The organism is Sporosarcina sp. BI001-red (assembly GCF_003384035.1).
GTDB lineage: Bacteria > Bacillota > Bacilli > Bacillales_A > Planococcaceae > Sporosarcina.
In genome coordinates, this window is record NZ_QQAK01000009.1 from 480883 (window position 1) to 501156 (window position 20274).

The following is a 20274-nucleotide window of genomic DNA, read 5'->3' on the forward strand; positions in this document are numbered from 1 at the left end:
TTTGTTATTTTATACTGGAGAAAACAAAAAAACGTCTTTTGCACTTAAGCAAAAGACGTTTTTTCTTTCGTGATCAGTGTAGTGATGGTGGATAGCCTTGGAATACAATTGTTGCAATAGTAAAACCACCAAAAATTACGGCTGCCAATAGATTAAAGACAATACTGAGCAAGTTACGCTCTTTGAATCCTTGCACGGTTCCAACTACAGCTAAAATTGCAATAAGACCAAAAATAACCATTAAAAGATTCATAAATAATGACACTCCTTTCAAAAAAGAACAGATAAATGCCTAGTTAACAATACTCATCTCCTATTGTACTGTTTCGATGAAGGTTTGTCGAGCTGTAAACGTGACGTTTGTTTGAAATCTTAGCGAAGATTTCGTACTATAAAGAGGAGGAGGCGATTCCAATGAAAATTAAAACATTACCACTCGGACCTATACAAGCAAATTGTTATCTGATTAGTGATAACAACGGTAATTGCCTAATAATCGATCCGGGAGAACAGGCAGAGAAAATTGAAGAGGTAATCGAATCATCAAATTTGAAGCCGCTTGCAATTTTACTGACCCATGCGCACTTTGACCATATTGGAGCGCTTGAGCCGATCAGAAAAAAATATGACATTCCGGTTTACATCCACAAAGATGAGAATCTTTGGTTGCGTAATCCAGAGTTAAATGGATCTGCGAAATACCCGATGTTTCCACCAGTTGTTTGTGAACTTGCAGATCATATAATTGAACGTGAAGGTACAATGCAAATCGGTCAGTTTGAATTTGAGGTGCGTCACACCCCAGGACATTCACCAGGAAGCGTAAGCTACGTCTTTCACGAGAATAGGTTCGTAATTGTAGGGGACACGCTATTCCGTCAAGGAGTGGGTCGTACAGACCTTCCTGGAGGGAATACACATCAATTGCTGACAGCCATTGAACAAAAGCTATTGTCCTTGGATGACGACTACAAAGTCTATCCAGGTCACGGACCTAAAACAACACCTAAAGACGAGATGGATTCAAATCCATTTTTAAATGGATTTTAAAAAAAACAGCCGAAATTCGGCTGTTTTACTTTTAGTGTCCTGCTCCTGGTACGTGAATGAATGTTGCATAGTACGTGAACCCAACTGTAAATAACATTAAGTACGCGCCAAACATGTACAAGTACATTCTTTCAGTAAGTTTCATGTAGCCAAGCAGCATGAAGAAAATAGTACTAGCGACAAATAAAAGTGCGACTTGGTCCATATGACCAACAAAAAACATAACTGCGAAAATTCCTGTCCAGAAACCACACAGCTTGAACATATTATCCATAAGTGCGTCCCTCCTTACAACAATACAATAAACTCCTCTTTATTATATAGGATAGTGCTGACAAAAGTAAACTGAAAGTAAATGACTTGATGTGACAAATCAGTGATTATTGAGGAATATTCTTTAAATTGAAATTGAATTCACATACGGCTATGGGTATCCAAAATACTACTTTCGCACAAAGCATTCCATTTTGTTGAAGGGGGCATTATACTATGGGCAAGACATAAAGCGGTCTTATGTTTCTAGAGAGAGGGGTGTGCATTGGATACTCAAGAAAATGTGATTGAACAAAAATGTTTTCAACTACTGCAGAAAGCCATAGACGTAGATGCAACTGACGTCCATCTCGTCCCTACAGAAGAGGGCTATGGCCTATTTCACAAAAAAAGTACGAAGCTCGAACGGATCGGCAAACTTCCCCCACAGTTGGCGACCCGAATGATTTCATTCTATAAATTCTTATCTTCCCTCGATATCAGCGACCGCCGAAAACCTCAAAGCGGTTCTTTCCACAAACAATTCAACAATCAGAACTTCTCATTTCGAATTTCAACTATTCCGTCTATACATCTAAACGAAAGTGCGGTTATCCGTATTCAACAGCATGATCGAGTAGTTTCGCTTGATCAGTTATGTCTGGAACCATCCTGGGCAGATATGCTGAAAAACTCTATTACTAAGCAGCAAGGGCTTTTCATGATCACAGGTCCAACGGGCTCCGGAAAAACCACGACTATCTATTCGTTGACTGCGCACTGCGTCAATGAGTTAGATCGTCATGTGATTACGTTAGAAGACCCTGTTGAAAATCCTCACAGTCACTTATTGCAAATCCAAGTGAATGAACGTGCTGGAATGTCGTATGCGGCAGGACTCAAAGCAATTTTACGGCATTCTCCTGATGTCATCATGATTGGTGAAATACGGGATGCTGAAACAGCTAAAATCGCTGTGCAGGCTTCATTAACGGGTCATTTAGTGTTGACGACAGTCCATGCAAAAGATCCATTAGGCTGCTTTTACAGGATGATGGATTTCGGCATTTCGGCTGAAGAACTTCGACAAACGGCTGTTTGTATCTCCGCTCAACGCTTGATTCGTAAATCTGATGGAGAACTAGCCGCTGTTTTTGAAATTTATCAAGATGAAGAATTAGAACGTCTTAAAAATTCACTTAGTAATAAGGAACCTATCTTCCTCACTGAAGAAGGGAGAGTAGAGGCCCTTGCGAGAAAGTACAGCAGCTCCAATTATTCTTCGTAAACGCTGGTATTCAATTAAGAAAGACCCATTATTCATCGTGACAGACAAGTCACTATTTTTATTGAGAGCATCTGAATTGCTACAAGAAGGTTATACGATCCATGAATGTTTTTCGTTATTGCTCCCGCATCATAGTGCGAATAGTTTGAGCCTAATAACGAAGGTAGAAGACATCTTTAGGGAAGGTGCAAACGTTTCCGAAGTATTAAGAGTGCTTGGATTTCCAGATAGGATTTTATTGTCTGTCGAGCTATCCGAGAGTGATGGCAGATTGGCAGAAGCTTTAAATGGCGCCTCTGTTCGTCTAAAAGCTGCGCAAGTGAGAAAGCAGAAATTCATACAAGCTGCGACCTATCCTGTCGTGCTCATGTTTGCCATGGCACTATTGCTTATCGCGTTTAAAATCTATTTTTTACCGAACTTTGAAACCCTAGCAACCTCACGCGCTTCAACGACTCAAGGGGTTGAAAAGTATTTACCTCGTATTGTAGCAAAAGCCCCTGATTTCCTGTTATTTGGTATCGGAATGGGGGGAGCATTATTCCTAGTAGGTAGATTCTATTTACGACGATTACACCCAGGAGCAAAAATAAAGAGAGTATTGGCCATCCCGTTTGTTGGTGATATGTATAGTAGCATTTTGACCCGACTTTTTGCTTCTGAGACCGGGAATTTACTTAGAGCGGGAAATTCAATTCAAGAAGCGATGCTCATTTTAAAGAATCAACAAACGGATCTCATTTTAGCACAAGTCGCAACGTCGATTCATGAAGAAGCTGGAAAAGGAGAGCCATTTCATATGGCGATAGAACTAACAGATGGACTTACTCGTGACTTATCTTTCTTTGCTAAACATGGTTCTGATAGTGGGCATTTACCGAAGGAGTTACTTCTCTATAGCGAACAGTTAGGTAATGCGATAGATCTAAAAGTGAACCGGTTGATGGCCATGCTTCAACCTATCTTATTCGTCATTCTAGCGGTGTGTATAATAGCAGCCTATTTAGCACTACTTTTACCCGTCTATGGAATGATAAAAAACATGTAAAGGAGCAAATTCAATGAAGTTCTTACGGAATGAAAAAGCTTTTACATTAATTGAAATGATGATTGTTTTGCTAATTATTTCTGTACTCATTTTAGTTGCGATTCCAAATGTGACAAAACACTCCAAATCGATAGATTCGAAGGGCTGCGATGCTTATTTGAATATAATTGTAATGAAAAGCAACCTATATGAAAAACTCAATGGTTTCAAGGGTTACAGTGTTTTTGAGGAGTGATATATAAATCTAATGGAAGAAGGCGATGGTGAAATGCGGACAGTAGTAGAGAAATTAAAAGGACAATTGGATATGTTGCCAGGGGCTATCATAATTACAGTTCAGCGCAAAGACTTGGAAATGTTGATACATGAATTGGAAGAGAAGACGGAAGAGTGGTCAAATCAGTCGTGTTTAGGTTATGTCATTCAGGGGCTAAATGATGCGGGTCTGGATGGAGCGGAGGGAAGAGAGCTTGTGAGGTACGTTCAAAGAGCCGCTGATTCGAAAACACTTAAACAGGCAACGTCTATTTTTAAAAAGTCGAGGATATAGACGAACAGCAGGCTTGTAACCCTAAAGAACATGAAGTTAAATGTTAAACCATGGAAATTAGTGTTGACAACACTTATAACATAAAAACATGAAAAATAAAAGGTGCTTTTGCCCTATCTTTCAATAAAGTGTTGAAGTACTATGATGCACGTGATATTGTATTCAACAGAGTAAAGCAACCTTGCGAATTTATTTGTACTGGCTGTTGATATAACAACAAATTAAAAACAGAAGGAGATTTAAAAATGGGAAGAACAAAAAAGAGTGAGCAATGTAGAACAGTTAGCAAATTATTTCTTGAAAATGATATTGATTTGTCTTTGGTTAGTGCGGGTGTAACTCTCTATCAGTCATTAGCAAAAGCTGAGGAGCGTACTCGCAAGAGAAAGGACTACGTTGTTAAAGGGATTAAATTCATGTTTGATTCTGAGGATAGAAAAGCCTTACTTGAAGTAATTAAAGGTGATAAGGATTTTTGGCAAGCGTGGGTAAACCAAAATAAAAGTTTTGAGAGAACAGGACTTGAAAGTGATAGACCAACTATCCACAGATTGAATCCTGATGGCAACTATGAGATTGGGAATATTGCAGTACTTCCTTATGGAGAACATCAACAGGAACACGCTAAAGCTGTTTTGATTATTGACACTGATGATTGTGAAATATATAGCCATAAAAGTCTAACAAAAATGGCTCAATCAGAGGGCGTTAAACAATCCAAAGTCAATGCCATGAGCAAAGCTTTTCGTGAAGACGATGTTTTTCTACAGCAAAAGAAGAAAGCTAAAAAAAAATTAGCTGATAGAAACAGGGAGTTTTGTGAAAAGCAAGGCATAGAATACCGACCAATTTAGAATGGGTGTATTTCTTTTTAGCTCAGACAAAGTGCCTTTCTTTTGTGGGTGCTTTGTCGTCCTATAATAACACTAGGATATGGTTGTTTTTTAGAAATCTAATCTTAGTTTTAATCCTAATTATTAATCAATTAGTAACAACTTCAATGTTGGCAGAAAGAGAGTCGTTTCAATGGTAGCAGTAATAAACAAAAAAGCAGTAATAGGAAAGAGTATTTCATTCATTTCAAACAGGCATAAGCCTTACTTTGAAGTCGATGAAAACAATGCAATCACATCGTACAAGCGGAGTATTTGCATTGATAGAGTAGAGCTAAAAGTAAGATTAGCAGAGGAAGATATTGAGGAATTCACTTCAATGTTCCGTTACCATATCGAGCATGACCTAAAGCCGAATGGCTATAATTTAATAACCTATGTCATGGATTTGTCAGAACAATTTGGTGTGTATATCAAGATTCAACCGTTTATCAAATCTAAAGTGAATGCAGTGATTCAACTTCAATCCAAATTCACGAACAACCTACAAGGTAACAGCCCCTATATACTTGACCTACTGAACCGCCACAAATGGTTTATAACCCGGTTAGACGTAGCTTTTGACTATAAGACACCCTTCAATACAAGCGCCTATCTAAGGAGGCATGGAGGGCAAAAACAAAAGAACTATGATACATCATCATGGGCGGGTTCAATGAGAAACTATAAGCGTACAGCAAACGATTCCCATTATGACCGCAAGGCGGAGAATGAATCACTGGATAGTCGATATACTAATCGTTTTGAGGTCAAGTTAAACTTTCTAGAGAGCGATAATATGACATTTTCTAATCTAAATCATTCATTGATAGCTAACCGTCTACGAGCAGAAATGTTCATTCCATGCCTAAAATACTCCTATTTTTATGAGCGGAAAGTAAAGACGAACAGAGGGCAGAAGGGCTTCATTGACCTTATCAAGCGTTCCAAAAAAGTGGAGAACGAAAACTATGTGAAATTGCTCCTTAGTGATAGTCAATGGAAAACATTTCGTAAGCATTTCAAGGCGTGTCGTGATGATATAGAGGATTGGTACTTGCAGAATAGCCATGTTATATATGATTTTCTGTTGCGAAAAGAAAATTAATGGGGACAACTCATCTATGAATAACCCTAAGTAGGCCGTATACACGTCCTGTGAGTAACTTCTATACTTTAAGGGGTGTTTACGGTCTTGAGGGCTTATATGAGCGTTTAGGAGTAATTATACCGTAGTGCGTTTAATATTGTATTCTTTAAATTCGTTTTCCAGTAATTGAACAAATTCAGATGGTTTTATCTCTAATCCATCTGATAACAGAAAAATTGTTGTTATAGTTGGTTGTTTAATATTCCTTTCCATCATGCTGATATAAGTTCTATCTAAACTGCTTCTATGAGCTAACTCCTCTTGTGATAGTTTCAGAGATTTACGTAGCCTTTTTAAAACCGCACCAACTGTAATATTTTCAATTTCATTCAAGAGATAAATCTCCTTTTTAAACAATTACAATGGTAAAAAGCATTCATAACCACGTACTACAGTCTACAAAAAAGAATAAGTATCATTAACTTGAGGTGTATAGTAAAATATACACTGTATACTATAGTCTCATTTTACGTTGTGAAAAAGTGTTTTTTATTTGTGTTATTAAGCCGAGGTTATTTGGTCTGTGTAATGGGCGTTGAAATGAAATAGCAGCAAGGAGTGGTAGGTATGATGAAAAATAAGGTTTTTAGAGGGTTTTTATTCTATGCATCTGCGACTTTCATAATTATAAGCGTATTTGCAGGAGTCTCATGGTTGTTTTATTACCAAGATGAGGTAGATAACAAGAAAACACTGGCAAATCAAAAAAAGTCTTTCTATGACGAACAAATGAAGTTACTCAAAGAGGTTTCAAATGATAATAAATCTGAAGAAAGCTTGGAAGTTGCTATGATTTCATATGATATTATCAAGGAGATTGAACGTGATGATAGTTATTATCAGAGATATGAAGATGGTAATGAGTATTTGGAGAAGTTGGAAGTAGAGACCACGAAAAGGCTTAATGATTCTCTCGAATATCTGTTAGGTAAGGAGTACGATGCTGAGGTATACGGTGAGCTTATGGATTTTTATAGAGAAATCCCTGATTACATCAGTAAAGAGAATTCGGTTTTATTGGCGCAAGCAGAAAAAATAGCGGATGAAGAATTGCAAACTGAGATTGCCAAGATAGAAGAAGAGAACAAAGATAAAAAGAAGTATACACATGAAAATAGAAAGAGAGCTTTGCAATCAATTTTCCAAACAGGTATGTCAGTTAGTGAAGTGAAGAGTGCAATCGGCCCTCCAACTAAGAAATACAGAAGTGACGAAGCCGAATTTTGGAACTATGAAGATGCCGTGATTTTAACAATAAAGAACGGATTCGTGTATGACATTACATATCCTTCTAATTGAGTACAAATTATTTTATGAAGTTGGAGGTAGAGTTTATAGCTCTACCTTTTTCTATACGCATCGGTAGCAAAAATGAATGACCGTTACCTCAGGCGAGACGATAGCTTTTAGTGGGAATGACATTTAGTCATTGATGAATCAAGATGAAATACAAATAAAACCTGTATAACTCTCGTCACATGATTGATGAGACATATAGTGACGGTACGTAAGTAAAAACTTATCATTGTTTGAACTGTGTGATTATGGAAGATTATTTTCACGCAGAAACATAGGCTTTAACGATGGCGCTTACAGAAGCACTTCTGGTGTCGTAACTTAAAAGTATTGACACCGAAAGCCTGACGCCGTAATATCAAGGTATCGAATGGTGTCACATCAAGGTGTCATAAATATATGTGGAACGAGGAAATGAAATGACAGTATATGGATATGCGAGGGTATCGACTAAGGGACAAGACCTAGAGGTACAGATTACGGACTTAACCAGGGAGAATGTTGAACACATCTATCAAGAGAAGTTCACAGGTACTTCAACTGACAGACCGCAACTAAAAGAACTGCTTAACATCTTGCAAGGTGGCGACAAATTGGTTGTAACCAAATTAGACCGCTTGGCAAGAAATACAAGGGAAGGAATTGATTTAATAAATTCCCTATTTGAAAAGGGAGTTAAGGTTCATGTTTTAAATGTTGGCTTACTAGAAGACACAAGTATGGGGAGATTCTTTTTAACAACACTATTGGCGGTTGCTGAAATGGAACGTAACATGATTGTTGAGCGTACACAGGAAGGAAAAGCGATTGCAAGACTGAATCCCAACTATCGTGAGGGTCGTAAACCTACATATACAAAGGCGCAGTTAGAACATGCTCTAAGCATGTTGGAGGGTCATTCCTACAATCAAGTGGCAGAAAAGACGGGTATCAGTAAAAGCACTCTAATCAGAGCCATGAATAAGCGTAAGGCAAAAGAAGCGACTCGGGATAGCTAATAAGTATCGGTGACATTCGGCTGAAGACTTTGCGAAATGGAGTGCTTTTGCGAAGGTGACGTTCAGGTAATTAGATAAGAAAATGAGTATTCCGTTAGGCTTTTTTTCTTATCTAATTACTTCATGAATTCTTGTGAAATATTGATTTTATTAATAGGGTAGTAAGTTGTTCTAAAGATAGTCTGAGAGGTTGTAGAAGCGTCACAGTACCTCTTTGAAACTGGGGTTGATATACAAACAAGCAGAGAAGTTCGAAGGGCATCAACGGGTCGTTTAATGGGTAGCCCATCCTTTCCGATATTCGATAAAAGTATAAAATGGAATATGCCGTACCAGATGCACACACACACCGAAAGAGAAGGAGCGAAACGACATGACGGGAAATAGAGTAGTAGTTTATACGAGGGTTTCAACAGACAAAGAGGAGCAGAAAAAGTCTTTGGAGAATCAGATGCAGATTTACACTGACTATTGCAATCATAAAAATCTAGAGTTAGTTGAAATCTATGCTGATGAAAGAAGTGGAACAAATGCGAGGCGTAAAGGCTTCATTAGAATGATGTATGATGCGGGATTGAACTACATAAAGGATGATGAGAATGTTGATACCTTTGTTACTACAAAGAGAGAGCCAAAATTTGACCTAATCATAGTCAAAGATACAACCAGATTCAGCAGAAATGCAGAGATAGCGGAATCAGTTGTCAAACGATTAATGAGAATGGGAGTACAAATATTGTTTGAAAATGTAAACCTTAAAACGTCTGATGAAAATTGGGGGTTAATTGGTAGCTTTCTTTTCAAAATGGGGGAAAATGAGTCAGCTAGTTTAGGTAAGAAAATCAGACAAACGAAGTATTATAACGCTATAAATATGAGGTATAGACCTGCCAGGCTTCCATATGGCTACACTTGGGATGAGGAAAGAAACATTGTAAAAGTTCCAGAACAGGCGGAAATTGTGGAACGTATTTACAATAGTTACGCTAAAAAAGGTTCTATGATATTAACGAAGGAATTAAACAATGAAGGGATTAAAACCCAAAAAGGTCATGAGTGGTCGGGGGACAAAATAACACGTATTATTAAGAATCGTATTTACACAGGTACAGCGGTTGTTAACCGCTCTTACAAAGCTAATGTGACAGACACAAAGCGCTTACAACGTGATGAGAGTGAGTACATCCTCATTCCAAATGCAGTACCATCTATCGTTACATTAAAGCAGTACGAAGAGGTGAATAAGATACGGGAAAGCCGAATCAATAAATCTGATAAGAATAGACGTGGTCGGAAGATTTCTTATGATGATATCTACTTTCAGAAAATAAAATGTGGTTCGTGTGGTAAAGGGTTTAAGAAGCACACAACTATAGGCAGTGGTAAAAAGAAGAAAATCAATTACATGTGTATGGGAAGAGCAAAGGGTAACAACTGCAATACTAGGGGAATTGCATTGAACAATCTGGACAAGGGATTAAGTGAAATAACAATAAATTCCCATGTAGAATCAATAAAGGAGCAAGTAGAGTTCATGCAGTTAATGGATAGATTAGAAATTGAGCTTGAACGCATTGAAGAAAGTAGAAGTCAATTACAGGAGGAATTGAGTGAGCTAAAAAGTGATTGTGATAGATTTTTGAGTACGATAGATAGCTACAGAAAAAATGGACAGGAGAAATTAGCTTTGGGTTTTGAAATAAAGTATGACAACGCTACACTGGAACTAGGGGCATTAGAAACGCAACTTGCGGATATAAGCTTTGAAAAGATTCAAAGGTTAAAAATCAAAGTGGAGCATAAGAAAGAGCTTATTCAGCAATTAACCCATAGCAAGAGTTTAAGTAATGAGGGAAAACTTAAACTCCTAAAGAAGGTTGTTGTGACTGACTATGAGCTTGAATACTTCTTTACAATGCCAAATTATGACGACGAAATCCAAGAGTTCAATAGTATTTTCAAGGGAAATCCAATCGAAAATGGATTTCAACCGAATTCTAGTGGAATTACTGTAAGAAGAAATCATAAAGAAGCTCGGGAGTATTTCAAACAGCTAATCGAGAGTTATGAAGACTGGGATAATTTTAAACGAGATTATCCATATCAGGATTGTGGAGATTAAGCAGACTGAAAGACTAAGTCCGGAAGGGTTACTGGAGTTTCTTCTATATGGATTGTGCGATTCATTTGACCTAAATGAATCGCACAATTTTTTTGTATTATAATGAGCTTGTTTTTCTTAAAGCAAGTAGTCATAGCATCGGGTTTTATTAGAGTGCCAAAGATTAATAACAGAAATTACTTTCAATAATACATACAAGTGATAAAATAGGATTAAAGCCACTAAACTATAACAACTTTTTGGTAGATAAATAGTCATCTGAAATGAAAAATGCAATATAAATTCAGGGTTAGCTATAATTAATCTTTAAGGGGCGAACATATTGACCGAACAAAAGAGGATAGACAATGGCGGAGCAGAAGCTATACGAGGTTTTAATTTCCAAAAAGCAAACCTAATTTTATTGGCAATTAATAATTATATGAAACCAAATTTCAAGATTTATGTTGAAGCTGAAGATGATATCGTTGTAACTTTTGATGATTATAAGGCAATTATTCAAGTGAAGAAACAAAGTCATACATTTAATAGTCTTACGAAAAAAGAAAAACCTAAAGGTTTAAATAAAGACGGTAGTAAAAAAAATACTGAAAAACTATCAATATTAGAGAAAAATTTGAGTGCCGGTGAAAAGGATGATGTCTTCAAAATATTTGTCAAAGATATAGGTAAAACAGATAAAAAACGATTAATAGTTAAGAAGCCTGGACAAATCTGCGTCAATTTACACCAACTGAATGATGAAGCAAAAACTGAAATTCTTTCCAAGTTGCCTAGCGAAGATAAAACTAAACTTGATAACTTTTATTTGCATATTTCACCACTCGGCGAAGAATATGATGATGCTCAAACCTATTTAATTGGTACTTTAAATAAAAATGATATTTCTGTAGATAATAATCAAGGACGAGCAATTATTGCAGAACTCACTCTTAACATTGACCATAAATCGCAACATATAATTCAAGATATTTCTGACAAGGAATTAAAGTACATGGATTCTGAGTACTTTTCAAATATTTTTATAACCTCTACTGCGATTATTAAGTTTGAGAAGGTATTAGATACCCTTCAATATGGTGATATAAAAAGTACAAGAATTAAAAAGGAAAGACTGAAAATTGATTTAACAAGAGTTACATTAAAAGAAGACATAAAAGGTTTTATCCAAAGCTTGGATGACGTAGAAGATTTGTCGAATTTAGAAATTGTAAAAATAGTGTTAGAGAAATATTTGGATAAAGACGACCAAAATTTATTAATTGCTATAGCAATTGAAGCCATCTGTGAAATTGGGGAGTGATACGAAGTGATAATTGAAAATATCATCATACATGATTACATAAATAATGGGATTAATAAATTCACTTTTGATTCAAGGGTTAATCTATTTGTAAGCAAAACAAATACTATAGGGAAATCAAGCTTAATGAAATCCATATATCATACTTTGGGGTATAGCATAAAAATTTGGCCTAGTGAATGGAATGCAAAAGATATGATATTTCAGTTGAATATTTTGATTAACAATGAAAGATATTCTATTACTAGACATAAAGACTTGTTTTACATAAACGGAAAAGAAAGTATATTAAATGAACAAGAATATTCTAGTTGGTTACAGGATTTATTGAAAATAGAAATAAAGATAAAAAGTAAAAAAAATAAAAAGCTTACAAATGTCTATGCAAGTGAAGTATTGCTACCTTTTTACATTGACCAGGATAAGTCTTGGAATGGTTATGTCTTCTCAAAGTCTTCCGATTCATACGGTAGATATAGTGATACAGTTAAAGATATATTCAATTTCTATTTTGATATAACCAATAATAAAATCCTGGATTTAGAAGTTGAGAAGAGCGAATTAGAATTGAAAATAAAAACAATTGACAAAAAAGGAGAAGGATTAGCCCTTATAGGAGACGAATTCCAACCTAAAGAAACACAGGTTTATGTTTCGAAAGTCGAGGAATTAGAAAATAGCTTAAGTGAAATTCAACTAAATAACTATCTCGAAAAACTAAATATCATAAATTCTTCTTTAGCTGAAAACGATAAAGAAATAATTGAATTAGATAAAAAAATTAACATACTAAATCGAGATTTAGTAGAATTAGAAAAACTAAAATCATCCTACTCAAAGAGGTTTGAAGATATTAAGCATAAATGTATATATTGTAATTCAAATCTCACTGACGAACAGTCATTAACTAGACTTAAAATCAGAAATAACTTATTTGAAATTACTGAACAAACTGATAAAAATAAGCTTAAATTTAATAGCCTAAAGTTAGAAAGGGATAGAAAGATTGATAAGAAAGATGAACTTGTTTCTGAACAATTTACCTATGAGAATATCGTTAATAACAGCAGAGAAGTAGAAAATCTTATAGAAAATATAGTCAAACAAGAAATGTTTAATAACTATGTAAGTATAGAACAGGAACTAATCCTCTCTAAAAATTCAACTATAGAAGAAATAAATACCATCAAAAATTCAATTAAAGCAGAAAAGAAGGTAGGAAACAAAAAACGTACTGTCATAAGAAAAAAATATATGGAATTACTTAGTCAATATGAGCTAAACCTACGGAAGGTAAAATTAGATGAAATTAAACTTTATAATTTCAAAGAAGTTTCTGGTAGTGGTAATGACTCTAATAAAAAAATGCTAGCTATATACATATTATACTCAAATCTAATCAGCCAGTTTTCAAATGTAGAAATTCCTTTTGGTATGGACTCTTTTATTAAAAATGAAACTTCCGTTGAATTTAAAGAAGAGATGTTTGGTTTTCTATCCAAGTATTATTTAACTATTCCGAGCCAAGTGTTTTTTTCGATTATAGATGAAAACATAATCTATTTAGACTCGGAAATGGATTATAACAAAATTGAATTGGAACGACCAATATTAAAGGAAGTAAATAAAGGAAATCAACACCTTTTAGAACATTTTACTTTTATTGAATAGGAATTTAATATCGGGAACTATTCGAAGTAATTAGGGAAAGATAAAAGGTGCTATAGTCAAACGATAAAAATCCTCCATTGATAAATGAATGGAGGATTTTTAACTTTTTTTTTTTACAAATGCTCGTCTCTAATTAAAACAATAATCAAAATTGCAGTATTAAACTATTCTTTTTAATTAGGTTCTTTCTATATAATATGTGCGATTTATCAACCAAAAATGAGTCAGACATTTAGTGTGTTAAAAGGTTGCATTTCAATGCTTTTATAAAAATGGTGGAGGGACAAGTTCAAGCATACAAGATGGATACCAATGAAATCCCTACAAGCTTGGCGGATCTTACGGCAAAGGATTATTTACCTAAGGACGCTAAATGTCCAGATGGTACAGAACTGACTATAGAAGCGGATGGAAAAGTTATCAATCCAAAGGCAACTTCTAGTAAGCAATGACAAGTTCGTCTGAACACGGAATGACATTTTTGGAGTTGCTTCTCGTCCTCACAATTTTGGGGGTTCTGACGGTGATTGTTATACCCGTCAGTAGTGGTTGGACAACTGAGCAAACAGAAAGAGATGCACTTGAAGCGTTTAAAGCGACTGTGCAGCAGATGCAAGCACATTCAATTGCTCATGAAACCATAACTTGGCTCGGGTTCTCAAATGGAGGAAAAACATATACAGTGACTTACTTTGATACAAATGAAAAGATAATAAGTCATTTTCCTCCGACCATTAAATTCGACCACACGAGTACATTACGGAATGTAAGTTTTCAAGGGAATGGCAATATGTACAATACCGGAACCTTGACCTTTGAAACTGCAAGCGGAACGAAGAAAATTAAGTTTCAGTTTCAAAGGGGAAGGATGTTACTGTATGAATGAATCTGGGTACTCTTGGCCGGAAGCGATTTTAACGTTAACGATTATGATGGTCATTTTTAGCACTCTACTGCCATTGTCGTTTCGAATGCTTACCGGATTGGAAGATAAAAAACATGAAATGAGAGCAAAAGAGACCATGTACCAAGGGGCATTGCTCTATACAACCTATGGAATTACAGATGGAGTTCGAACTGAGAACGGTGCTGAATATGTCTGGACGGCAGAAAATGGTCGACTTTGCGTTACCTATCCATCCTCTACTAAAACGGAAAAGACGTGTACACCGTGAACAAGGTTCGTAATGAATCGGGATACACATTGCTTGAAAGTTTGTTTCAACTAATTATTGCTGCTACTTTCCTTCATTTGATTGTCCTATTTCTCCTTTTTAAGGAGTCCACACATCATCAATTGACAGATAGTCAAACGACTGAATGGGAATTATTTATGGTTGATTTGCAACTAGACTTATCAGTTGTACAAACGATTAACGTCAATGATACGGGGACTGTCTTAACTGTTTATTCGATGGATGTAGAAGATAACAAAGAATACTCCACCGTAGGAGGAGTTGTCCGGAGGAGAGTTGGAAATCAAGGACATGTTCCGTTACTGACATATGTGCAGTCTGTCAGATTTATAGATGAAGGCCCAATGGTTGCGGTCTCTGTAACGCTCCAAGATGGAACGGAGCGGTTAAGGAGGGTTGCAGTTGGACTTCGTGAATGATGAACGTGGAGTGGCACTTATGATGGCACTTGCATTATTATTTTTCGTCTCCCTCTTTCTTTTTACATTCGTTTCATGGCATAGTAGTTTATATGGATCGTATGATTCGCTGGGAACGATTTACGAGAAGGCAGCGATAACAAAAATGCAGAGCGGATGATTTGATGAACAAAGTATACCTAGTTGGATTCATGGGATGTGGAAAAAGTGCAATCGGCAAAAGGCTGAGTTTTTTTACCAAGCTCCCTTTTTATGACATGGATCATGAAATCGTACAGAAAACGGGTATGACAATCCCGCAAATATTTGCAACCTACGGGGAAGAACGATTTCGTGAGATGGAGACCGAATTTCTGAAGACGTTTCGAGACGAAATGTGCATAATTGCCACCGGGGGTGGTGTTGCGATGCGTAAGGAGAACCGTAAGCTGATGCGTGAAAGTGGGCTCGTCTTTTTCCTTGACGCTCCTTTTCGAGACATCTGGCGACGGATAGCAACCGATAAAAATAGACCGATCGTTCAGCGGTCGACCCGTTCTGAGATTGAAAAGCTCTACCAAAAACGTTACGATGCGTATAAAGAATCTGCGCATTTCCTTGTTCAGACACGCCAACGTTCACTCAGTAAAGTCACGGAATACATCGCGTTTCAAATGGAACGCTTGTCCAGTAAGTCTATTTTCATCACTGCTGCTCAAGACACATCCAGAAGCACTCAAAAGTAATTGCACTTCAATCTACAAACTGGTAAGATAGGTTCGAAAGATATTAGTTTTCCGAATCTTAAACTATTTCGTAACGAATTGAATAGTGCGGATGAATACATGGGGAGAGAGCGCACAAAGCGCCGCCGAAGGAGCAAGTGACAATGTCATGAATCTCTCAGGCAAAAAGACTCATGTTGGACGCATCTCTGAACAGTGTTGGCTAAAGCCAGCCTCTGAAATTAGCCCCCGCAATGGGGAGCGTTCAGGAGATTGGACAGAGGCTCTCTTTTAATAAAAAGGGGGTCTCTTTCTTTTTTTGAAGATGAATGGGGGAAATTGTGTTGTCAGTAACTTTGAAACGAACACCACTTTTTGAAAGCTATGTTCCTTATAATGGAAAAACTATCGATTTCGGTGGCTGGGAATTACCAGTTCAATTTTCAAGTATAAAAGCAGAGCATGAAGCTGTCCGAACGGCTGCTGGACTGTTCGATGTATCCCATATGGGAGAAGTCGTTGTCAGCGGAGAAGGTGCACTATCTTTCTTGCAAAAACTGGTGACGAATGATGTTGCAAAACTAGTCGACGGGCAAGCTCAATATACGGCTATGTGCTACGAAGACGGCGGCACGATTGATGATCTGTTAATCTATAAAAGAAGTGATAACGACTTTCTTTTAGTTGTAAACGCATCCAATATTGAAAAAGACGTCAGCTGGATGAAGCAACAAGCTGGCAATGATGTTGAAATTGACAATCAGTCCGATAGCTGGGCATTACTAGCATTACAAGGTCCAAAAGCAGAAACGATTTTACAGCGACTAACAGACGAATCACTGACTGACATTCGGTTCTTCCGATTTAAAGACAAGGTGAATGTAGCTGGAGAATCGACACTAGTATCACGAACAGGCTACACAGGAGAGAACGGATTTGAAATCTACTGTTCGCCTGAAGCGGCCGTGAAGCTTTGGGATGCAATTTTGGAAGAGGGAAAAGAAGATGGTCTAGTGCCAACAGGCTTAGGCGCGCGCGACACCCTTCGTTTCGAAGCGGGACTGCCGTTATATGGTCAAGAATTGTCGAAAGATATTTCACCACTGGAAGCAGGACTTGGTTTTGTAGTGAAATTGAAAAAAGAAGAGGACTTCCTTGGGAAATCCGCGTTAGCTGCACAGAAACAGGACGGGGTTCCGCGTAAATTGGTTGGGGTTGAGATGATCGACAAAGGCATTCCACGAACGGGATATCCTGTTTACCATAACGACGAATTAGTCGGTGAAGTGACGACGGGAACACAATCTCCAACATTGAAAAAGAATATTGGCTTTGCTTTAGTGAACCAGGATGTCTCTGAGCTTGGCACGGAAATTGAAGTTGAAATCCGCAACAAGAGGTTGAAAGCTAGAATTATTGAAACACCATTCTATAAGCGCTCATGAAGTGAATCGGATACAATTTCCGTACAAAGGGAAAGAGGGGAAATAATTATGATGCATCGTTATATGCCAATGACAGAAGCCGATCGCGAAGAAATGTTAAAAGTGATCGGAATTTCATCCGTTGATGAACTATTCGCAGATATTCCTGAAAGTGTTCGTTTTACTAGAGATTTGGCCATTAAGGAAGCTAAATCTGAATCTGCGTTACTTAAAGAGCTTTCAAGAGTAGCGGCAAAAAATGCGGATTCCAAACAATATGCATCCTTCCTTGGAGCGGGAGTATATGATCATTACAAACCAATCATTGTCGATCACGTTATTTCTAGATCTGAATTTTACACAGCTTATACACCATATCAGCCAGAAATTTCCCAAGGTGAACTTCAGGCGATCTTTGAATTCCAGACCATGATTTGTGAATTAACTGGGATGGATCTCGCAAACTCCTCTATGTATGACGGTGGTACTGCGCTCGCAGAAGCGGGAACCCTTGCAGCAGGACATACGAAACGGAAAAAACTACTTGTTTCTGAAACGGTACATCCAGAATCTCGCGATGTAGTTCGCTCTTATGCAGATGGTCAGCAGATTGAAGTTGTTACGATTCCGCAAAAAAATGGCGTGACAGATATCGAAGAGTTAAAGAAATTATTGGCTGAAGATACGGCTGCTGTTCTCGTACAATATCCGAACTTCTTCGGTCAAGTTGAAGAATTACAAGCAATCGGCGAGTTAGCACACGACAATGGCGCATTGTTTGTCGTATCCTCCAATCCATTGGCGCTAGGCATTTTAACACCTCCAGGAGAACTCGGTGCAGATATTACGGTGGGGGATGCACAACCCTTCGGTATTCCTGAACAGTTCGGTGGACCTCACTGTGGATATTTTGCAGTGACGAAGAAACTTATGCGTAAAGTTCCAGGGCGTCTTGTTGGTGAAACGACAGATGACCAAGGACGTCGTGGCTATGTACTTACATTGCAAGCACGTGAACAACATATCCGTCGTGATAAAGCCACGTCCAATATTTGTTCAAACCAAGCCTTGAACGCACTTGCAGCTTCTGTTGCGATGACGGCTCTCGGGAAAACCGGTGCACGTGAAATTGCCTATCAAAACTATGCAAAAACACATTATGCAAAGCAAGCATTAGAAAATGCAGGATTCTCAGTTCTTGGTGGAAATGCACACTTTAACGAAATCGTAGTCGATTGTAAGCGTCCAGTTAAAGAGTTGAATAAGCAATTGCTCGGACAGGGGATTATCGGAGGATACGATCTCAGCCTTACTTATGAAGGAATGGAGAACCACGCATTATTCGCAGTGACAGAGCAACGGACGAAAGAAGAGATCGATGCACTAGTGCAGGAAATGGAGGCCGTCCATGCATAACGAAAACCAACCACTCATTTTTGAAGTCTCAAAACCAGGCCGTATTGGATATAGCCTTACTGATTTAGATGTCCCTGAAGTGGATTTGACAAAACTATTACCTGAGACGATGGTCCGTAAACAGGACGCTGCACTTCCTGAAGTTTCCGAGTTGGACATCATGCGACATTACACGGCGCTGTCGAACCGAAATCACGGTGTTGACACAGGATTTTATCCGCTTGGATCTTGTACGATGAAATACAATCCAAAAATTAACGAAGCGGTTGCACGTATTCCAGGTTTCGCAAACATTCACCCTTTGCAAGATGAGTCTACCGTTCAAGGCGCGATGGAAGTTGCCTACGATTTGCAAGAGCATCTATGTGAAATTACAGGGATGGATGAAGTCACACTTCAACCAGCAGCTGGAGCACATGGTGAGTGGACTGCATTGATGATGATCCGTGCGTTCCATGAAGCGAATGGAGATACAGGACGTACGAAAGTGCTTGTTCCCGACTCGGCACACGGAACAAATCCTGCCTCTGCAACAGTGGCAGGATTCGATACGATTACTGTTAGTTCCGATGAAAATGGACTTGTGGATATCGAAGACTTGAAAGCAAAAGTTGGAGACGATACGGCAGCTTTAATGTTAACGAACCCGAATACTCTTGGCCTTTTTGAAGAGCATATTATGGAAATGGCGAAAATTGTCCATGGAGCTGGTGGGAAATTGTACTACGATGGTGCCAACTTGAACGCCGTCATGTCAAAAGCTCGACCTGGAGATATGGGCTTCGATGCGGTTCACTTGAACTTGCACAAGACATTCACAGGGCCACACGGTGGTGGTGGTCCTGGTTCAGGTCCTGTAGGTGTGAAAAAGGATCTTGCTGCATTCTTGCCTAAACCCGTGTTGGAAAAGAACGATGGATTGTACACGTTCAACTATGACGTTCCACAATCCATTGGTCGTGTAAAGCCATTCTACGGGAACTTTGGAATTTACTTGCGCGCTTATACGTACATTCGTTCTATGGGACCAGATGGTTTGAAAGCAGTTACCGAGAATGCAGTTTTGAACGCGAACTACATGATGCGTCGTTTGGAGCCGTTTTTCGACCTTCCATATCCGCAGCACTGTAAGCATGAGTTTGTGTTATCAGGTCGTCGTCAGAAGAAACTTGGTGTACGGACGTTAGATATGGCGAAACGACTGCTTGATTTCGGCTTCCATCCACCAACAGTCTACTTCCCACTTAATGTAGAAGAAGGCATGATGATCGAGCCGACTGAAACAGAATCTAAAGAAACACTCGATTCCTTTATCGATGCGATGATTCAAATCGCTAAAGAAGTGGAAGAAAATCCAGAAATCGTTCAGGAAGCACCTCATACGACAGTCATTAGTCGTTTGGATGAAACGAAAGCTGCGCGTAAGCCAGTACTACGATACACTCCTGAGACTGAAGAAGAATTAGTGAAAGCATAACAAAAGGACCGAAGCCTAAGCGCTTCGGTCCTTTTCAT

General features: G+C 38.0%; 24 protein-coding genes and 1 riboswitch. Of the genes, 21 read left to right on the top strand and 3 right to left on the bottom strand.

Annotated features, from left to right (window positions below; translation table 11 throughout):
• Positions 1 to 73 precede the first annotated feature (73 nt).
• Positions 74 to 253 carry a DUF2759 domain-containing protein gene (locus DVB69_RS04250; protein ID WP_025784750.1) on the bottom strand — a complete coding sequence of 60 codons (180 nt, stop codon included), beginning with the start codon at positions 251 to 253 and terminating at the stop codon, positions 74 to 76.
• 161 nt (positions 254 to 414) lie between these two features.
• On the opposite strand from DVB69_RS04250, the gene DVB69_RS04255 reads away from it, so the two are divergent.
• Entirely contained in the window at positions 415 to 1050 is a 636-nt protein-coding gene (locus DVB69_RS04255) for an MBL fold metallo-hydrolase (RefSeq protein WP_116016869.1), read from the top strand.
• Positions 1051 to 1081: 31 nt separating this feature from the next.
• On the opposite strand, the gene DVB69_RS04260 is transcribed toward DVB69_RS04255, so the two are convergent.
• Positions 1082 to 1324, bottom strand: a complete 243-nt coding sequence (locus DVB69_RS04260; RefSeq protein ID WP_025784748.1) for a DUF2626 domain-containing protein — start codon at positions 1322 to 1324, stop codon at positions 1082 to 1084.
• Positions 1325 to 1588: 264 nt separating this feature from the next.
• On the opposite strand from DVB69_RS04260, the gene comGA reads away from it, so the two are divergent.
• The 6 genes from comGA (at position 1589) to DVB69_RS04290 (ending at position 6168) form a co-directional block, all read left to right on the top strand.
• Positions 1589 to 2590 carry a competence type IV pilus ATPase ComGA gene (gene comGA / locus DVB69_RS04265; RefSeq protein WP_116016871.1) on the top strand — a complete coding sequence of 334 codons (1002 nt, stop codon included), beginning with the start codon at positions 1589 to 1591 and terminating at the stop codon, positions 2588 to 2590.
• Positions 2553 to 3638: a competence type IV pilus assembly protein ComGB gene (gene comGB, locus DVB69_RS04270; protein ID WP_116016873.1), complete on the top strand. Its 1086-nt coding sequence runs from the start codon at positions 2553 to 2555 to the stop codon at positions 3636 to 3638. Before comGA ends, comGB begins: the two co-directional genes overlap by 38 nt.
• A 13-nt stretch (positions 3639 to 3651) precedes the next feature.
• On the top strand, positions 3652 to 3873 hold the full coding sequence (gene comGC / locus DVB69_RS04275) for a competence type IV pilus major pilin ComGC (RefSeq protein WP_116016875.1): 222 nt from the start codon (positions 3652 to 3654) through the stop codon (positions 3871 to 3873).
• Positions 3874 to 3885: 12 nt separating this feature from the next.
• Positions 3886 to 4188, top strand: coding sequence for a hypothetical protein (locus DVB69_RS04280; RefSeq protein ID WP_116016877.1), 303 nt, complete (start codon positions 3886 to 3888; stop codon positions 4186 to 4188).
• A 245-nt stretch (positions 4189 to 4433) separates the two neighbouring features.
• Complete coding sequence (locus DVB69_RS04285) at positions 4434 to 5042, top strand: hypothetical protein (RefSeq protein ID WP_116016879.1); 609 nt, start codon at positions 4434 to 4436, stop codon at positions 5040 to 5042.
• A gap of 172 nt (positions 5043 to 5214) precedes the next feature.
• Positions 5215 to 6168 (top strand): hypothetical protein, encoded by a 954-nt coding sequence (locus tag DVB69_RS04290; RefSeq protein ID WP_116016881.1) that lies wholly within the window; start codon positions 5215 to 5217, stop codon positions 6166 to 6168.
• Between the two features lie 117 nt (positions 6169 to 6285).
• Here DVB69_RS04290 and DVB69_RS04295 read toward each other — a convergent pair whose 3' ends face one another.
• The gene (locus tag DVB69_RS04295) at positions 6286 to 6543 is read right to left on the bottom strand and encodes a helix-turn-helix domain-containing protein (protein WP_116016883.1); all 258 of its coding nucleotides are present in this window, start codon (positions 6541 to 6543) and stop codon (positions 6286 to 6288) included.
• Between the two features lie 234 nt (positions 6544 to 6777).
• Between DVB69_RS04295 and DVB69_RS04300 the strand changes: the two genes are divergently transcribed.
• The 14 genes from DVB69_RS04300 to gcvPB all read left to right on the top strand — a co-directional run bounded on the left by DVB69_RS04300 (position 6778) and on the right by gcvPB (position 20236).
• Positions 6778 to 7509: a hypothetical protein gene (locus tag DVB69_RS04300; protein ID WP_116016885.1), complete on the top strand. Its 732-nt coding sequence runs from the start codon at positions 6778 to 6780 to the stop codon at positions 7507 to 7509.
• A 416-nt stretch (positions 7510 to 7925) separates the two neighbouring features.
• Positions 7926 to 8504 carry a recombinase family protein gene (locus DVB69_RS04305; protein ID WP_116016887.1) on the top strand — a complete coding sequence of 193 codons (579 nt, stop codon included), beginning with the start codon at positions 7926 to 7928 and terminating at the stop codon, positions 8502 to 8504.
• A gap of 373 nt (positions 8505 to 8877) precedes the next feature.
• Positions 8878 to 10626, top strand: coding sequence for a recombinase family protein (locus DVB69_RS04310; RefSeq protein ID WP_116016889.1), 1749 nt, complete (start codon positions 8878 to 8880; stop codon positions 10624 to 10626).
• Positions 10627 to 10948: 322 nt separating this feature from the next.
• Positions 10949 to 11929 (top strand): DUF4297 domain-containing protein, encoded by a 981-nt coding sequence (locus DVB69_RS04315; RefSeq protein WP_116016891.1) that lies wholly within the window; start codon positions 10949 to 10951, stop codon positions 11927 to 11929.
• 6 nt (positions 11930 to 11935) lie between these two features.
• Positions 11936 to 13600 (top strand): coiled-coil domain-containing protein, encoded by a 1665-nt coding sequence (locus DVB69_RS17770; protein ID WP_116016893.1) that lies wholly within the window; start codon positions 11936 to 11938, stop codon positions 13598 to 13600.
• A gap of 248 nt (positions 13601 to 13848) precedes the next feature.
• Positions 13849 to 14052: a hypothetical protein gene (locus tag DVB69_RS04325; RefSeq protein WP_116016895.1), complete on the top strand. Its 204-nt coding sequence runs from the start codon at positions 13849 to 13851 to the stop codon at positions 14050 to 14052.
• 20 nt (positions 14053 to 14072) lie between these two features.
• A complete protein-coding gene (locus tag DVB69_RS04330) occupies positions 14073 to 14486 on the top strand; it encodes a hypothetical protein (protein ID WP_255415295.1) in 414 nt (137 codons plus the stop codon).
• Complete coding sequence (locus DVB69_RS04335) at positions 14479 to 14775, top strand: hypothetical protein (RefSeq protein WP_116016899.1); 297 nt, start codon at positions 14479 to 14481, stop codon at positions 14773 to 14775. The genes DVB69_RS04330 and DVB69_RS04335 overlap by 8 nt, the downstream gene beginning before the upstream one ends.
• On the top strand, positions 14772 to 15215 hold the full coding sequence (comGF, locus tag DVB69_RS04340) for a competence type IV pilus minor pilin ComGF (RefSeq protein WP_158541018.1): 444 nt from the start codon (positions 14772 to 14774) through the stop codon (positions 15213 to 15215). Before DVB69_RS04335 ends, comGF begins: the two co-directional genes overlap by 4 nt.
• Positions 15199 to 15375 carry a hypothetical protein gene (locus DVB69_RS17495; protein ID WP_158541019.1) on the top strand — a complete coding sequence of 59 codons (177 nt, stop codon included), beginning with the start codon at positions 15199 to 15201 and terminating at the stop codon, positions 15373 to 15375. The genes comGF and DVB69_RS17495 overlap by 17 nt, the downstream gene beginning before the upstream one ends.
• 4 nt (positions 15376 to 15379) lie before the next feature.
• Positions 15380 to 15940: a shikimate kinase gene (locus DVB69_RS04345; RefSeq protein ID WP_116016903.1), complete on the top strand. Its 561-nt coding sequence runs from the start codon at positions 15380 to 15382 to the stop codon at positions 15938 to 15940.
• 91 nt (positions 15941 to 16031) lie between these two features.
• Positions 16032 to 16123: riboswitch (glycine riboswitch) on the top strand.
• Positions 16124 to 16263: 140 nt separating this feature from the next.
• Entirely contained in the window at positions 16264 to 17364 is a 1101-nt protein-coding gene (gene gcvT / locus DVB69_RS04350) for a glycine cleavage system aminomethyltransferase GcvT (RefSeq protein WP_370452917.1), read from the top strand.
• Positions 17365 to 17412: 48 nt separating this feature from the next.
• Entirely contained in the window at positions 17413 to 18759 is a 1347-nt protein-coding gene (gene gcvPA, locus DVB69_RS04355; RefSeq protein ID WP_116016907.1) for an aminomethyl-transferring glycine dehydrogenase subunit GcvPA, read from the top strand.
• On the top strand, positions 18752 to 20236 hold the full coding sequence (gcvPB, locus tag DVB69_RS04360; protein WP_116016909.1) for an aminomethyl-transferring glycine dehydrogenase subunit GcvPB: 1485 nt from the start codon (positions 18752 to 18754) through the stop codon (positions 20234 to 20236). The genes gcvPA and gcvPB overlap by 8 nt, the downstream gene beginning before the upstream one ends.
• Positions 20237 to 20274: the final 38 nt, after the last annotated feature.

Excerpts from the sequence above, each read along its gene's own strand:
- DVB69_RS04330 (WP_255415295.1), top strand. The coding sequence starts at position 14,073 with ATGACATTTTTGGAGTTGCTTCTCGTCCTCACAATTTTGGGGGTTCTG.
- gcvPA (WP_116016907.1), top strand. The coding sequence starts at position 17,413 with ATGATGCATCGTTATATGCCAATGACAGAAGCCGATCGCGAAGAAATG.
- DVB69_RS04345 (WP_116016903.1), top strand. The coding sequence starts at position 15,380 with ATGAACAAAGTATACCTAGTTGGATTCATGGGATGTGGAAAAAGTGCA.
- DVB69_RS04310 (WP_116016889.1), top strand. The coding sequence starts at position 8,878 with ATGACGGGAAATAGAGTAGTAGTTTATACGAGGGTTTCAACAGACAAA.
- DVB69_RS04335 (WP_116016899.1), top strand. The coding sequence starts at position 14,479 with ATGAATGAATCTGGGTACTCTTGGCCGGAAGCGATTTTAACGTTAACG.
- DVB69_RS04300 (WP_116016885.1), top strand. The coding sequence starts at position 6,778 with ATGATGAAAAATAAGGTTTTTAGAGGGTTTTTATTCTATGCATCTGCG.
- DVB69_RS04260 (WP_025784748.1), bottom strand. The coding sequence starts at position 1,324 with ATGGATAATATGTTCAAGCTGTGTGGTTTCTGGACAGGAATTTTCGCA.
- DVB69_RS04305 (WP_116016887.1), top strand. The coding sequence starts at position 7,926 with ATGACAGTATATGGATATGCGAGGGTATCGACTAAGGGACAAGACCTA.
- comGC (WP_116016875.1), top strand. The coding sequence starts at position 3,652 with ATGAAGTTCTTACGGAATGAAAAAGCTTTTACATTAATTGAAATGATG.
- DVB69_RS04285 (WP_116016879.1), top strand. The coding sequence starts at position 4,434 with ATGGGAAGAACAAAAAAGAGTGAGCAATGTAGAACAGTTAGCAAATTA.
- DVB69_RS04250 (WP_025784750.1), bottom strand. The coding sequence starts at position 253 with ATGAATCTTTTAATGGTTATTTTTGGTCTTATTGCAATTTTAGCTGTA.
- DVB69_RS04290 (WP_116016881.1), top strand. The coding sequence starts at position 5,215 with ATGGTAGCAGTAATAAACAAAAAAGCAGTAATAGGAAAGAGTATTTCA.
- DVB69_RS04255 (WP_116016869.1), top strand. The coding sequence starts at position 415 with ATGAAAATTAAAACATTACCACTCGGACCTATACAAGCAAATTGTTAT.
- DVB69_RS04280 (WP_116016877.1), top strand. The coding sequence starts at position 3,886 with ATGGAAGAAGGCGATGGTGAAATGCGGACAGTAGTAGAGAAATTAAAA.
- gcvPB (WP_116016909.1), top strand. The coding sequence starts at position 18,752 with ATGCATAACGAAAACCAACCACTCATTTTTGAAGTCTCAAAACCAGGC.